We start from the raw sequence: 13775 nt of genomic DNA, 5'->3' as shown, positions 1-13775 counted from the left end.
GTCCAGGACATCACGACAGCCCTCTCCGGAGTGGCCGACTATGTCGTGCTCGCCGCGCTTCCGTCCGAGAAGAGCGGCCCAGGCGACGCCGCCAAGACACCAGGGATACTCCGGGCGCGATATATGCTCAGCGGCAGCGTCCAGAGATCCGGCAATGGGTTGAGGGTGAATGTCCAGCTCGTCGATGCCGCCGGCGGCCACCACGTCTGGGCCCAGAAGTTCGACGGCCACTCCGAGAACGCGCTCGAATTCCAGGACAGGATCGCACAATCTGTTGTTCTTGCCGTGATCCTCGAACTTCAACTGACCAACTGGAAGGTTCGAGACAAAAGCCCGCCAGGGATCCCTGAAGTGCGCAGGCTGGTGAACGAAGCCCTCATGAAATATTTTGAGATGACTCGGGACTCACTTTTGGTCGGGATAGAGCTTGCCGAGAGGGCCTTCTCGATAGGTCCCGACAATGCCCGTGCAAAGCGGACGCTCTCGATCGTGATATCCATGGGCGTGGCGTTTGGTGCGCTGCCTCGGGGGCGTGGGGTGATCGAGCGTGCGGTCGAGCTTGCGGAAGCCGCAGTACGGGCGGTACCGGACGATGAAATTGCCCGATGTATTCTGTCGTTCGCTCTCGAAAGTTGCGGTCGCATCGACGAGGCGATCGCCGAATGCCGCCACGCGATCAGCCTCAACCCAAGCTACCCAACTGGCCACGGCGATATTTCGATGCTCTTTGCGTTGCGCGGACAGGTCGACGAAGCGGTGCGTGAGGCCAACGAAGCAATCCGGCTCGGAACGCACGATGTCATCGACTTCTGGCGCCACCACGGCCTGGTTGTGGCGCTCTTCGCTGGCGGAGACAACCAGCGGGCGCTCGAAGCCGCCCGCAAAGTAGTCAGGACAAAGCCTGGCTTCGTTCGCGGCGCCCTTTATTGGGCCGCGACCGCATCGGCCACCGGAAATAACGAAGAAGCGTCCCGGGCCATCCACCATTGCCTGTCACAACTTCCGCATCTCAATCTGAGCAACGTCTGCCCTGGCTTTGTGCCGCGCTATGTAAAGGATCATCATCATTCCCGGTTCCTTGAGATGCTGTCGAGGGCTGGCCTTCCCAGTTCCTAGCCACATCGTTGGCGCAGACACCGTCATACGAAGCTGGAGGGTTCCGTCCTCCGCCCAGGCATCGAAAGCAGACGACGCGTTGGCAATTCCGGCCAGGTCGACCTATACGCTACCCTGCGATTGAGGTATTCGACGCCCCACGCCGTGGCGCCGGCCAGTCATCCGCCGATTTGCGGCTTGGGCCTATCATGGCGCGTGATAGAGCCCGTACGACGCGATCCAACCTGTTGAAGTTACGAAACATGCAAGATTATCAAAGGTTAAGGGTAGCCATAGCGCCCATGATGGACTGGACGGACCGGCATTGCCGGTTCTTCCACCGTCAGCTGACGAGCCATGCGCTGCTTTACACCGAGATGGTGGTGGCCGACGCCGTCATCCATGGCGCACGCGAGCGTCTGCTCGGCTTCGATGCGTCAGAACATCCGGTCGCGCTGCAGCTCGGCGGCTCGGATCGCGAAAAACTTGCCGAGGCGGCGCGCATCGGCGAGGCCTTTGGCTATGACGAGATCAACCTCAATGTCGGCTGTCCGTCAGACCGCGTCCAGTCGGGCACGTTCGGCGCCTGCCTGATGAAGGTGCCGGACCTCGTTGCCGGCTGTGTCGCGGCGATGAAGGCGGCGGTGACAATTCCCGTGACCGTCAAATGCCGCATCGGCGTCGACGAGCAGGATCCGGAGCCGGCCCTCGATGCGCTGGCGGATGGGGTTTTCGACGCCGGCGCCGACGCATTGTGGGTGCATGCGCGCAAGGCGTGGCTGGAAGGGCTGAGCCCCAAGGAAAACCGTGACATCCCGCCGCTCGATTACAACAGAGTTTATCGGTTGAAGGCTAGAAAACCTAACGAATTCATTGGCATCAATGGCGGCATTCAGACGATCGAAGAGGCGTTGGCGCATCTCGACCATGTCGATGGCGCCATGCTTGGCCGCGCCGCCTACCACACACCCGGCATTCTGGCTGGCGTCGATGCCGCTTTCTACGGCGTCCAGTCCGAGCCGTTCGATTTCGCCGCGCTGATCGATACAATGGCGGACTATGCGGCACGTCATATCGAGCTGGGTGGGCGGCTTGGACATGTCACCCGCCACATGGTCGGACTGTTCCATGGCTTGCCCGGCGCGCGCCGCTACCGGCAGATCCTGTCCACCGACGCGACAAAACCCGGCGCCGGCCCGGACGTGCTGAAGGCGGCTTTCGCGGCCGTCGAGCTCGGCGGAGCGGCAGCCGAAGCGGCTTGAGATTCAGGGATCAGTCCCTGAGGATCATGCGGTCGCCGCGCACGTCAAAACCCGACAATGAACCGATGAAGTTCATGCCGAGCAGGCTCTGGCTGAGCATGCCGGGTGCGGCGATCATCACCGACATATCCCTGCGCGTGATGCCGCCGATCGCAATCTGATCGGTTTTCACGGCCGCGGCGCGTGCCATGCCGTTGGCGGTCGAAACCGGTATGGTGTAGTTGAGCGCCGCTGGATTGAATCCGGCGGCTTGTGCGTCTTCGGACGTCAGCACGGTGCTGGTCGCGCCGGTATCCACCACGGCCCGGACCGGGTTGCCGTTGACCAGGATGCGCGCTTCGAAATGGCCGTTGTCCGCCTTGTCGAGCGTCACCGTGGCGTGGCCGTCCTCGACGCCAAGCGCAAGCGGACTGCCGGGAACAAGGCCCGCGGTCACCCGGCTGGCGACATCCTGCAGCTCATAGCGGTACTGATAGCCGGCGATCAGCGCGAGCGCGATGGCCGCCCAGGCGCCTAAGTTGCGGGCCATGGCGCCCAGGGGTCGGCCCGAGCGAAGCAGGCCGGCGCCGATAAGGGCGCCAAAGGCGCCGAGCCAGATCAGCCGGCTGAAATCGTTGTTCTCCACGCCGAGGGTGCTGCCGGCGGAATCGTTGAGCATGAGCAGGACTGCTCCCACCCCGATCGCGGCCATCAATATCCAGAACAACCGGCTCATCCGCACCTCACGACAGCGCGTCGCGTTCGCGCGCCATGCGGGTGCGGCGCGTTTCCCGGCGCGGCCGGCGCTCGACCGTTTCCAGCCGGGCCGGCAATTCAGCCATGACGCTGCGGCGCGTTTCCGGCGTCATCCCGATCCAGGCGCCGATTTCCTCGCGCGTGCGGCCGCACCCGAAACAGAAGCCGGTTTTCATGTCGATCGAACAGACCAGGATGCACGGGGATTCGATGGCCGTCATGACTTTCTCTTGGGCTTCCATCCGCAATCCCTTGTTCCACCTCCACATGGTGCAACGGCAAAGCCAATGCAAGCCCTCGCGATTGCGCCCTTCGGGGCCGGCTTTGCGGCAAATGCAGGCCCATCATCCCAGAGGTTGTGCCAACCCCGCAAGGCGGCTATGCCGCTTACCAAATCCAGGGAATGATCGATAACAAGATGACCAGCGCACTGCCTTTCGACGATTTTCGCAACCTGTTGGCCAATCTGCCGGCGGCCGACACGGCAGCCGAGACCCGCGTGCGCACGCTGTTTGCCAAGGCCGAACCGGGCAATTCGCTTGGCCGCATCGAGGACATCGCCGCCTGGCTGGCCGCCTGGAGCGGGCGGGCTCCGCCCGCGGTGACAAGACCGCTGATGGCGGTCTTTGCCGGCAATCACGGCGTCACGCGCCACGGCATTTCGCCACGGCCGGTGGCGGCGACCGCCAACGCGGTCGAACTTTGCGCCGCCGGAGGTGCCGCGATCAACCAGATCTGCATTGCCTACGATCTCGGGCTTAAGGTTTTCGATCTTGCCCTGCACATCCCGACCGCCGACATCACCGAAGAGGCCGCGCTTGACGAGCGTGGCTGTGCCGCCACCATGGCCTTCGGCATGGAAGCGATCGCCGGCGGCACCGATCTTTTGTGTCTCGGCGATCTCGGCGTCGGCAACTCCACCGTCGCCGCCACCCTGTTTGCGGCGCTGTTCGGGGGCGGGGGCGCCGACTGGGCCGGCCCGGGGTCAGGCGCCGATACGGCGATGCAGGCACGCAAGGCGGACGTGGTCGATGCGGCGCTGGCTTTTCATGGCGGCCATCTCGGCGACCCGCTCGAGGCGCTGCGCCGGGTCGGCGGCCGGGAATTCGCGGCGATCGCCGGTGCCATTCTGGCCGCGCGGATGCAGAAGATCCCGGTGCTGCTCGACGGATTGGCGGCGACGGCAGCCGCAGCGGTACTGCATGGCGTCAATCCCGCCGCGCTCGACCATTGCCTGCTGGCCAGCCTGTCGCCGGAACCCGCGCATGCACGCGCCGCCCAACGGCTCGGCTTGCGCCCGTTGCTTGATCTGGGCATCAGCCATGGCGAAGGGGCAGGGGCCGCCCTTGCAGCGGGTCTGGTCAAGGCCGCCGCGCTGACCAGTTCGGGCATGGCTGCGGCGGTACGCGGTTAGGGCTTGAGGTATTACCGCCGTCGAGCCGCCACCGCCGCGGTCGGCAATGCTGGCAATTCCTCCATCACCCGGCTCAGCGGGAAGATGGCGATCGCCTCGGTGCCTTCGCGCAGCTTGGAATGAAGTTCGAACTCGCCGCCATGCATTGCGAGCAGCCCTTGCACGATCGGCAGGCCAAGCCCGGTGCCTTGCTCGGCGCTCTTGATGGCGATGGAGCCCTGGCCGAAGGCGGAAAGCACGATCGGGATCTCATCTTCCGGTATGCCCGGGCCATTGTCCTTGATCGAAATGTATTGTCCGCCGCCCGCCGTCCAACCGACACGGACGCGGATTTCGCCGCCGGTGGCGGTGAATTTTATCGCGTTCGACAGAAGGTTGAGCGTGATCTGCCGCACGGCCCGTTCATCGGCGAACAGCCGAGGCAGCTCGTGCTCGAAATCCTGGACGACACGGATATCCTTGTTGCGCGCTCTCAACTCCATCATGTGACAGCAGTCCTCGACGATACCAAGCAGCATCACCGGCTCTTCATTGAGCTGGTAGCGGCCGGCCTCGATGCGTGACAGGTCGAGAATCTCGTTGATCAGGTCGAGCAGATGCTGGCCGGATTCGTGCACGTCATGGGCGTAGTCACGATAGGTGGGATTGCTCATCGGTCCCAGCACCTCGTTCGACATCACCTCGGAAAAACCGAGAATGGCGTTGAGCGGCGTGCGCAATTCGTGGCTCATCGAGGCGAGGAACCGCGATTTCGCCAGATTAGCGTCCTCGGCCCGCCGCCGCGCTTCGTCCGACATCGATTTCGCCGTCTCCAGTTCGGCGATCAGCGCATCCTTTTCGGAGCGGAACGACAGCATCATCAGGGACGAGTGGTTCAGATGACGGGCCACATAGGCGAAAAACGGCAGCGACACGACCAGCAGCGCGGCCATGATCGCCTCGACCGGCATCCATAGCTTGGCGCCGGCATAGGCGTAGAGCGCCACGGGAACGGCAAAGGTCGCCAGCAGCGCGCCCCGCAGAGACGAGGTCATCACCGCGGTCGCCGCCATGGCGAACAACAGCACCACGGCCTTGACGATGTGGAACGGATCGACCTCGCAGACGCTGCAGCCAAGCCACACGAACCAAGCCCAGCCGAGACCGCACAGGAAATGGCCGATCAGGAATTCCCGCCGTGCTTGCAAAGGGTTGAGCTCGGAAGCTTCAGTGCGCTCGATGCGCCGCGCCATGACGGCAACGATAGTGTAGCAGGTTAGCGTGAACAGCGCCCAAAGCCCGATCTCATTGCCGATTCCGGCCAGCCGGCCACCCGCGGCAATCGCCAGCACGAGAAGCGGGATGGCGATGGCGCCGCTTGTCATCGCTCGGGCATGCAGCTTCAGCAGTTCGCGATCGAAATCGGGATTGCCGGCCTGCTGCGAAAGACGGTCACGCGTCTTGCGCACCGCGCGCGCGACATCGCTGTTGCGATGGCGTTTCCTGCGGTCCACAATGAACTTGTCCGCTGTGTTCGAGCGTTGCAAGGGCATCAAAACTTCAATTTATGCGAGCAGCGGTTTCCAAGTGTTAAGCTACGTTCGAATGATTAACCAACCGTTTGCCATATGAGCCGTTCATGGTCGCCGAGGCCGCGCCGGCGATACGTTGCGCGCCCCAGAAGCCTGTGGCGCCGGCTGGTGGATTACGGGCTTGCCGTCATCATCCTCGGACTGCTGATCCTGCTGGCGGCCCGCCTCGACCGGGTGGAGACACGCAAGACGCAAGGCGTGGCAATCATCAACGACGGCGATTCGATCACGCTTGGCACCGAGCGTATCCGCATGCGCGGCATCGATGCTCCGGAATATACGCAGACCTGCCGCAAGAACGGCGCGGACTATTCCTGCGGCACGCTTGCGCGTCAGTCGCTCGTTCGCCTGATCGCCGGCAAGCCCGTCTCTTGTACCGGCTGGCAGCGTGATCGTTATGGCCGGCTGCTCGGCGACTGCACCGCCGGCGGCAAGGATCTCAACCGCGCGCAGGTCGAGGCGGGCTGGGCGGTTGCCTATGGCGACTTCGAGAGCGAGGAAGCCATCGCCCGCGCGGCAAAGGCCGGCATCTGGGCGGGAACGTTCGATCAGCCGCAGAATTGGCGAGACAGCCATCACGGCGAAGTCGTCGAGAAGAAGCACGGCACACTGGCGTCGATCGGCGATGCCGTGCGCGAGATTTTTCGCTTCTGGTGATGCGCATCCTGGAACTGGAACCGAGGACGAACAGGAGGATGGAATGAAGCTCTTCGACGGTGGCCGGGCGCCCAATCCAAGGCGGGTCCGCGTTTTCCTGGCCGAGAAAGGCATCGAGGTTCCGCAGGTGCCCATCGATATGGGCGCGTTGGAACACAGGCAACAGGCGGTCAGCTCGCGCAACCCCTTGCAGCGTCTGCCGGTGCTGGAGCTCGACGACGGCACCGTCATCACCGAATCCGTCGCCATCTGCCGCTATTTCGAGGAGCTGCATCCCGAACCGGCCCTGTTCGGGCGTGGCGCACTCGGCAAGGCGCAGGTCGAGATGTGGCAGAGGCGGATGGAATTCAATTTGCTCAGCTGCGTCACGCAGGCCTTCCGGCACATCCATCCGGCCATGAAGGAATGGGAAATCCCGCAGGTCCCTGAATGGGGTGAGGCCAACAAGCCGAAGGCCGTGGCGTTCCTCAGGCTGCTGGACGGCGAACTGGGCAGCCGGGAGTTCATCGCCGGTGACAGCTATTCGATCGCCGACATCACCGGCCTGATCGCTGTCGACTTCATGAAGCCGGCACGCATCAAGGTACCGGATGAGTGCGCGAATGTGTTGCGCTGGCATCAAGCCGTTTCCAGCCGGCCGAGCGCATCAGCCTGAGAATGACTGCCGAACTCGAAAACCTCGTCGCCAGGGTCCGCGCCTGCCGCATCTGCGTGGAAAATCCGGCCGGCAAGCCGTTGCCGCATGAGCCGCGACCAGTGCTGCGCCCATCATCCACCGCCCGGATCCTGATCGCCAGCCAGGCGCCCGGCACCAAGGTGCATCTGTCGGGCATGCCGTTCACCGACGCTTCCGGCGACCGCCTGCGCAGCTGGCTTGGCGTGACGAGCGACGAATTCTACGACATCGAAAAATTCGCAATCGTCCCGATGGGCTTCTGCTTTCCCGGCCAGGATGCCAAGGGGGGAGATCTGCCGCCGAGGCGCGAATGCGCGGCGGCCTGGCGCGCACCTTTGATGGCCTCTATGCCACGGATCGATCTGGTGCTGACGATCGGTATCTACGCGCAGTCCTGGCACATGGGTGCGGCGCGCCGGCCCTCACTGACGGAAACGGTCATGGACTGGCGCTCCATCTGGGAGAATTCCATCGGTCCGAAAGTGCTGCCGCTGCCGCATCCCTCGTGGCGCAACACGGGCTGGCTGAAGAAGAATCCGTGGTTTGAAATGGATTTGCTGCCTTTTCTGCGTTCGGAAATCCGCTATCGCCTCGGCTGACCTTTCAGCAAGAAATCACTCGCTTTTTGCCCGATCAGCAGAATTTCTTTCTTGTGAAAGGCCTGGATAAGGCAGAGTATAGGCATTCTATTCCCTTGGGAGCACGATATGGATCGCCTCGATAGAAAAATTCTCCGCCTCTTGCAGGAGGACGCGACACTCGCGGTCGCCGATGTCGCCAAGAAAGTCGGGCTGTCGACGACGCCTTGCTGGAGACGCATCCAGAAGCTCGAGGAAGAGGGCGTCATCAAGCGGCGCGTTGCCATTCTCGACCATGAAAAGGTCAATGTGCGCGTCACCGTCTTCGTGTCGATCCGCACCAATTCGCATAGCCATGAATGGCTGCGGCGTTTCTCGGAAGTCATCCAGGAGTTTCCCGAGGTGGTCGAGTTCTACCGCATGAGCGGCGACGTCGATTATCTCCTGCGCGTCGTGGTGCCCGACATCGCGGCCTATGACGCCTTCTACAAACGGCTGATCGCCAAGATCGAAATCCGTGATGTGTCGTCGTCCTTCGCCATGGAGCAGATCAAGTACACGACCGAAATCCCGCTCGACTACATGGTTCTGGACAAGGAATCGGGTGCCAACGCTGCCTGAGCTGAACGTCACATAAAGTCGTCCCGCTTAGTTCTTCTTTTTGTTGAGGAAACTCCAGGGTGAGTTCACCGGCAGCGTGATCGTATCCGGCACGGTCTCGACGCTCACCACATCTGCCTTGCGCACGCTGTAGCCAGACTGGATGATGCTGACGCCGTCGAGGATGAACAGCTGGCTCTTCTCCATGTCCGGCTTCAGCGCGCCGGTGACCGCTACAGGCTGATAGGCCTCGGACATCTTGTAGGGACGGGCCGGCGTAACCAAGACAATCTGGTTGGGCGGCGGCGTCGGCATGTGACTGCAGGCACCCGTCCAGGGTACCAGCAGGAACTGGTAGACAAGATCACCGTCGCGATCGACCGGCAATGCGTAGCCGGCTAGCTGAATGCTTTTGTCCTGAAGATTGACGGACAGCGTTTCGCCATGGTCGGGCAATTTTGCCGCGATCATCGGCAGCCCGACGTTTTCGGCGGCGGATTGCGTAGCCGGACGCAGATCCTTCCAGAATATGTGCGCAGTCTCGGCCGAGGCATCGGCGGCAGCGGACACAAACAAAGCGGCAGCGAGCGCCAGGGTTGATTTTAGAGGATTGCTCATCGGCCGCTTCCTTTGAGCCTCAAGTAAAGACGCCGCTGCCAAAGACGTCAACGCTCGAGGCGCATCACATGTCGGCAGCCACTTCACATGTCGGCGAGATCCTGACATGGCGGAACGCGCGCCGTCAGCCTTTCCTGGCGGCGATCCGCGCGAGCGTCTTGGCATTGGTCAGCTCCCTTACGGCGTCCTTGCCGATCCAGCGCGCCGTCTTGTCTGCCGACTGCGCCAGTCGTTCGGCGACAGCCAGGGCGGCACCGTGCATGTTCATCGATCGCTTACCGATCGACCGAAGCGCCCAGTTCACGGCTTTCTTCACGAAATTGCGGCTGTCGTTCGCGTGCGTTTCGATGATCGGCAGGAAGGAGAGGAAGGTCGCCCCTGGCTCCTGCTTCCGGTGGACGACAGACCAGGCCATCATGGCGAAGGCCGTGCGCCGAACGAACTCCCGCTCGTCGGCCGCAAACTCGGCGATCAGTTCTTTCCAGGCGTCCGTATCGACAAAGAGATCCGAGACGCCGTCGACGATGTCCCAGGAGTCGAAACTCGCCGCCCATCGTCTTGCATCTCCAGCAGAAAACCGTTTCGGGTCAGCCGTGACGGAGGCAATGAACTGCGCCTCCATGATGCCGCTGTCCCATAGCTCGAAGGCGCGCTCGTGGTTGCGTTTGATCGTCCGCGCGATCTGCCGCTGCATGCCGTGCGAGATGCCAAGTGCACGGTCGATCTTGATGCCGTAGCGCAACATGCCGAGGCGGTTCTGCTCGGATCCGATGGCGCGAAGATGGGCGACGATTTCCGCGGCACTGGATTGAGGCGAGAGCTCTGCCACGGCAGAGACCTATTTTTCGAGACGGGCGAGCAGCGAGGACGTGTCCCAGCGCTTGCCGCCCATCGCCTGCACATCCTTGTAGAACTGGTCGACGAGTGCGGTGACCGGCAGTCTGGCGCCATTGCGGTCGGCCTCGGCCAGGCAGATGCCGAGATCCTTGCGCATCCAGTCGACGGCGAAGCCGAAATCATATTTGCCGGCGTTCATCGTCTTGTGGCGGTTCTCCATCTGCCAGGAGCCCGCGGCGCCCTTGGAAATCACCTCGATCACCTTCTCGATGTCGAGCCCGGCCTTCTTGCCGAAATGGATGCCTTCGGCCAAGCCCTGGACGAGACCGGCTATGGTGATCTGGTTGATCATTTTGGTGAGCTGGCCGGCACCGGCCGACCCCATCAAGCCGACCATGCGGGCAAAAGCGTCGATGACAGGCTTCGCTTTGTCGAAAGCGTCCTGCTCGCCGCCGACCATCACGGTCAGCACGCCGTTCTCGGCGCCGGCCTGGCCGCCCGAGACCGGCGCATCGAGAAACGAAAACCCGCCGGCTAGCGCCGCCGCCGCCAGCTCGCGAGCGACCTCGGCCGAGGCGGTGGTGTTGTCGATGAAGACCGAACCCTTCTTCATCGATTTGAAGGCGCCTTCCGGACCGGTCGTCACCGAACGCAGATCGTCGTCATTGCCGACACAGGAGAACACAAAATCCTTGCCCTCGGCGGCCTGCGCAGGGGTCGCCGCCAGGCTACCGCCATGCTGGCCAACCCATTGCTCGGCCTTGGCCTTGGTGCGGTTGTAGACGGTGACGTCATGGCCGCCCTTGTTCTTCAAGTGTCCGGCCATCGGATAGCCCATCACGCCAAGACCGAGAAATGCCACAGATGCCATGAGCTTGCCCTTCAGAATGGAAACGGAATTTGCTGCGAAAGCTCTAGGCTCTGCGCTCAATTCGTCAAGACGCGTATAGCCTGATCGACTGGTGCAGCCGAATCGAAAATCGTCAGCGTTTCAGGTGAACGGTGATCCGGCGCTCGATCCATTCGACGCCATGCCGCAATATCTCGACCATCACCAGATAGACGAGGGCGACCCAGATATAGGCCTGGATGTCGAACGAGTTGGCGAAGGCGAGCTTGGCATTGCCCATCAGATCGTAGACCGTGATGATGGCGACGATGGCGGACGCCTTGACCATCAGGATCAGTTCGTTGCCATAGGGCCGCAAGGCGACGATCAAGGCTTGCGGCAGGATGATCTTGCGCAACGTCTGCAGCTTATGCAGGCCAAGCGAGGCCGCCCCTTCCCATTGCCCTCTTGGCACGCTCTCTATGGCGCCGCGCAGAATCTCCGCCTGGTAGGCGGCCGTGTTGAGCGCAAAGGCAAAGACGCCGCAATTGAACGCGTCCTTGAAAAAATCCCAGAGGCCGACCGACTGGAGTTCGACGCGGAACGAGCCCAATCCGTAGTAGACCAGATAGGTCTGGACCAGCAGCGGCGTGCCGCGGAAGAAATAGACGTAGCAATAGGCGAGGCCGGACAGGATCCGGTTGCTGGACATGCGCCCGTAAGCGACGGGCACCGACAGGATCGCGCCGAGTACCATCGATATGGAAACCAGCGCCAGCGTGACCCCAAGCCCGCTCAGATAAGCCGGCGCATATTTGGCAAAGAAATCAGGATTCCAGGCAAGGAAGAGATAGCTGACGATGCCGATTCCGAACAAAATCCATAGGCCCACCAGCGCGTAACCGGCGATACGCCTGCGCGGCCAGCCGCGCGCCCGTGGCGGCGGACGTTCGACCATGGTGGCCGTGGCGCTCATCGCTGCGCCTCCCGCCGGCCAAGCGAGCGCAGGATCGCATTGGTGGCGAAGGACGACAGGACGGCCAGGCCAAGAAAGACCAGCGAGGCGACGCCGAAGAACAGGAAAGCGTGCTTGGTGACGCGGGCCGCAATGCTGGCATTGCGCAGCGTCTCGGCCAGGCCGACGACCGACACCAGCGACGTGTCCTTGAGCAGGCTGAGCCAGCAGTTCTCCAGTCCAGGAAACGCGATGCGCAGCAGTTGCGGCACGATCACCTTGCGCATGGTCAGCCAGTTCGAAAGACCGATGGCATAGCCGCCCTCATACTGGCCTTTGGGAATGGCGCGGAAGGCGGAAAGGAAAACCTCACTGGCATAGGAGGAGAAGATCAGTGCAAGCACGATCATGCCGGCGACAAAGCTGTTGACGTCGATGGTGACGTCAGGCCGGAAATACCTGACGAGATGCTGCAGCAGGATCGGCATGCCAAAAAAGAACAGGAAGAGCGTCACCAGTTCTGGCAGGCCGCGAAAGACGGTGGTGTAGATGTTGGCGGCAAGGCGCAGCGACGGTTCTTCGGACTGCTTGGCGAGTGCAATGAAAAAGCCGATCGTCAATCCGATGGGCAGCGTGGCAAGCGCCAACGCAATGGTGATCAGTGCGCCATAGGCAATATCGTCAAGCCAGCCTTCAGGTCCCCAACTGAGAAGTGTCCATATGCTCTGGGCTGGCATCGACCGGTCTTATCCTCACGGCATTCCCAAGACGAATAGAAAGACGGCGGGGAAATTCCCCGCCGTCTTGACCTGGCTTATCAGGACTCGGCGCCGTAGACGTCGAACTTGAAATACTTGTCGTTGATTTCCTTGTATTTTCCATTGGCGCGAATGGCGGCGATGGCCGAATTGAGCTTGTTGACCAGGTCGGTTTCGCCCTTGCGTACGGCAATGCCGGCACCAGGCCCGAAAATCTCGACCGGCTGCGGCGAAGGTTGGCCGAGGATCTTGCAGCAGGCGCCGTCAGGCGAGTCCAGAAACTGCTGCAGCACGACGATATCGTCCTCGATGGCGTCGAGACGACCATTGGCAAGATCGGCCTGCTCCTCGGGGCTGCTCGGATAGCCCTTCACGGTGCTGTCGGTGTAGGTCTTCGAGGCATAGTTGAAATGCGTGGTGGTGGTGGCGACGCCGATGGTCTTGCCGGCGAGATCTTCCTTGGTCACGCCTTTCAGCGTGCTGTCCTTCGGCACGGCGATCGCCGAGGGCGTGTTGTAGTATTTGTTCGAGAAGTCGACCTTCTCCTTGCGCTCCGGCGTGATCGACATCGAGGCGACGATGGCGTCGAATTTACCGGCCTGGAGGGCTGGAATGATGCCGTCCCAATCCTGGGCGACGAAGGTGCACTTGACCTTCATCTCATCACAAAGCGCCTTGGCGATGTCGATATCGAAGCCCACGAGCTGGCCATCGGCGGTAAGGTTGTTGAAGGGCGGGTAGGCGCCTTCGGTGCCGATCCTCAGGGTCTTTTCCTGGGCCTGGGCGACGCCGAGCGTCAGCAGCGCGGCCGAAGCGGCAAGCGCGATACGCAGTGAAATACGCATGATGGTCCTCTCTTTATGGTCCCGGCCGTCGTTCCGAACGGCTCTGTGGGGCGGTGCTTTTGACCGCCCGCTGGCGCGATACTCCCACTCTTTCCAAGAAAAAAGCAACTGCAAAACCATAAAAATGGGCAAGGCTATTCTGCCGTTGCGTCAGCGCTCAAGCAACGAGCCCGGTGGTGCGCTCGATGAAGTCGGCTATCGATTTTGCATCGTCGAGATCGAATACCGGCAGCAGCTCGCCTTCAATGGCAAAATCGGCGGCGACAGCGACGATGTTGGGATCCTCCGCCGAAAGCGGCGGGCGGTCCTTCGCATCCAGCCGGCGGGGTTCGATCTTGCTGTGGG

General features: G+C 62.2%; 15 protein-coding genes and 2 pseudogenes. 7 read left to right on the top strand and 10 right to left on the bottom strand.

The genetic code is table 11. The features are described from left to right. Both EN884_RS06735 and dusA read left to right on the top strand, forming a co-directional pair. Window positions 1–1116 (top strand): annotated as a pseudogene (locus tag EN884_RS06735) (transcriptional regulator); the annotation flags it as partial. 242 nt (window positions 1117–1358) lie between these two features. Beyond that, the gene (gene dusA, locus EN884_RS06730; RefSeq protein ID WP_063167985.1) at window positions 1359–2357 is read left to right on the top strand and encodes a tRNA dihydrouridine(20/20a) synthase DusA; all 999 of its coding nucleotides are present in this window, start codon (window positions 1359–1361) and stop codon (window positions 2355–2357) included. A gap of 10 nt (window positions 2358–2367) precedes the next feature. Here the strand turns inward: dusA and EN884_RS06725 are convergent, their stop codons facing one another. Next, window positions 2368–3072, bottom strand: a complete 705-nt coding sequence (locus EN884_RS06725; protein WP_024503317.1) for a TIGR02281 family clan AA aspartic protease — start codon at window positions 3070–3072, stop codon at window positions 2368–2370. Window positions 3073–3079: 7 nt separating this feature from the next. Continuing rightward, window positions 3080–3313, bottom strand: a complete 234-nt coding sequence (locus EN884_RS06720) for a DUF1289 domain-containing protein (RefSeq protein WP_024503316.1) — start codon at window positions 3311–3313, stop codon at window positions 3080–3082. Between the two features lie 197 nt (window positions 3314–3510). Between EN884_RS06720 and EN884_RS06715 the strand changes: the two genes are divergently transcribed. After that, complete coding sequence (locus EN884_RS06715; protein WP_063170237.1) at window positions 3511–4506, top strand: nicotinate-nucleotide--dimethylbenzimidazole phosphoribosyltransferase; 996 nt, start codon at window positions 3511–3513, stop codon at window positions 4504–4506. Window positions 4507–4517: 11 nt separating this feature from the next. Here the strand turns inward: EN884_RS06715 and EN884_RS06710 are convergent, their stop codons facing one another. Beyond that, window positions 4518–6038: a HAMP domain-containing sensor histidine kinase gene (locus tag EN884_RS06710; protein ID WP_063167986.1), complete on the bottom strand. Its 1521-nt coding sequence runs from the start codon at window positions 6036–6038 to the stop codon at window positions 4518–4520. Window positions 6039–6113: 75 nt separating this feature from the next. On the opposite strand from EN884_RS06710, the gene EN884_RS06705 reads away from it, so the two are divergent. The 4 genes from EN884_RS06705 to EN884_RS06690 all read left to right on the top strand — a co-directional run bounded on the left by EN884_RS06705 (window position 6114) and on the right by EN884_RS06690 (window position 8609). Beyond that, window positions 6114–6734 (top strand): thermonuclease family protein, encoded by a 621-nt coding sequence (locus EN884_RS06705; protein ID WP_063167987.1) that lies wholly within the window; start codon window positions 6114–6116, stop codon window positions 6732–6734. Between the two features lie 43 nt (window positions 6735–6777). After that, window positions 6778–7389, top strand: coding sequence for a glutathione S-transferase (locus tag EN884_RS06700; protein ID WP_027161586.1), 612 nt, complete (start codon window positions 6778–6780; stop codon window positions 7387–7389). Window positions 7390–7391: 2 nt separating this feature from the next. Next, complete coding sequence (locus EN884_RS06695) at window positions 7392–8009, top strand: uracil-DNA glycosylase family protein (protein ID WP_024503311.1); 618 nt, start codon at window positions 7392–7394, stop codon at window positions 8007–8009. A 108-nt stretch (window positions 8010–8117) separates the two neighbouring features. After that, window positions 8118–8609 (top strand): Lrp/AsnC family transcriptional regulator, encoded by a 492-nt coding sequence (locus tag EN884_RS06690; protein ID WP_006205209.1) that lies wholly within the window; start codon window positions 8118–8120, stop codon window positions 8607–8609. A 27-nt stretch (window positions 8610–8636) separates the two neighbouring features. On the opposite strand, the gene EN884_RS06685 is transcribed toward EN884_RS06690, so the two are convergent. The 7 genes and pseudogenes from EN884_RS06685 to EN884_RS39355 all read right to left on the bottom strand — a co-directional run. Continuing rightward, a complete protein-coding gene (locus EN884_RS06685) occupies window positions 8637–9293 on the bottom strand; it encodes a DUF3299 domain-containing protein (protein ID WP_245466105.1) in 657 nt (218 codons plus the stop codon). 37 nt (window positions 9294–9330) lie between these two features. Beyond that, window positions 9331–10035 carry a DNA alkylation repair protein gene (locus tag EN884_RS06680; protein WP_063167988.1) on the bottom strand — a complete coding sequence of 235 codons (705 nt, stop codon included), beginning with the start codon at window positions 10033–10035 and terminating at the stop codon, window positions 9331–9333. Between the two features lie 9 nt (window positions 10036–10044). Beyond that, a complete protein-coding gene (locus tag EN884_RS06675; protein ID WP_024503308.1) occupies window positions 10045–10914 on the bottom strand; it encodes an NAD(P)-dependent oxidoreductase in 870 nt (289 codons plus the stop codon). A gap of 112 nt (window positions 10915–11026) precedes the next feature. Then, a complete protein-coding gene (locus tag EN884_RS06670; protein ID WP_024503307.1) occupies window positions 11027–11848 on the bottom strand; it encodes an ABC transporter permease in 822 nt (273 codons plus the stop codon). After that, the gene (locus EN884_RS06665; protein ID WP_024503306.1) at window positions 11845–12564 is read right to left on the bottom strand and encodes an ABC transporter permease; all 720 of its coding nucleotides are present in this window, start codon (window positions 12562–12564) and stop codon (window positions 11845–11847) included. Before EN884_RS06665 ends, EN884_RS06670 begins: the two co-directional genes overlap by 4 nt. Before the next feature lie 80 nt (window positions 12565–12644). Continuing rightward, complete coding sequence (locus tag EN884_RS06660; protein ID WP_013531705.1) at window positions 12645–13430, bottom strand: ABC transporter substrate-binding protein; 786 nt, start codon at window positions 13428–13430, stop codon at window positions 12645–12647. 157 nt (window positions 13431–13587) lie between these two features. Beyond that, window positions 13588–13775, bottom strand: a pseudogene (locus EN884_RS39355) (molybdopterin-guanine dinucleotide biosynthesis protein B); the annotation flags it as partial.

This window comes from Mesorhizobium sp. M7A.F.Ca.AU.001.01.1.1 (genome assembly GCF_004022735.1).
In the GTDB taxonomy this organism is placed as follows: Bacteria; Pseudomonadota; Alphaproteobacteria; order Rhizobiales; family Rhizobiaceae; genus Mesorhizobium; species Mesorhizobium ciceri.
Note: the sequence above shows the minus strand (reverse complement) of the source record. Positions and strands in the feature narration are given on the sequence as shown.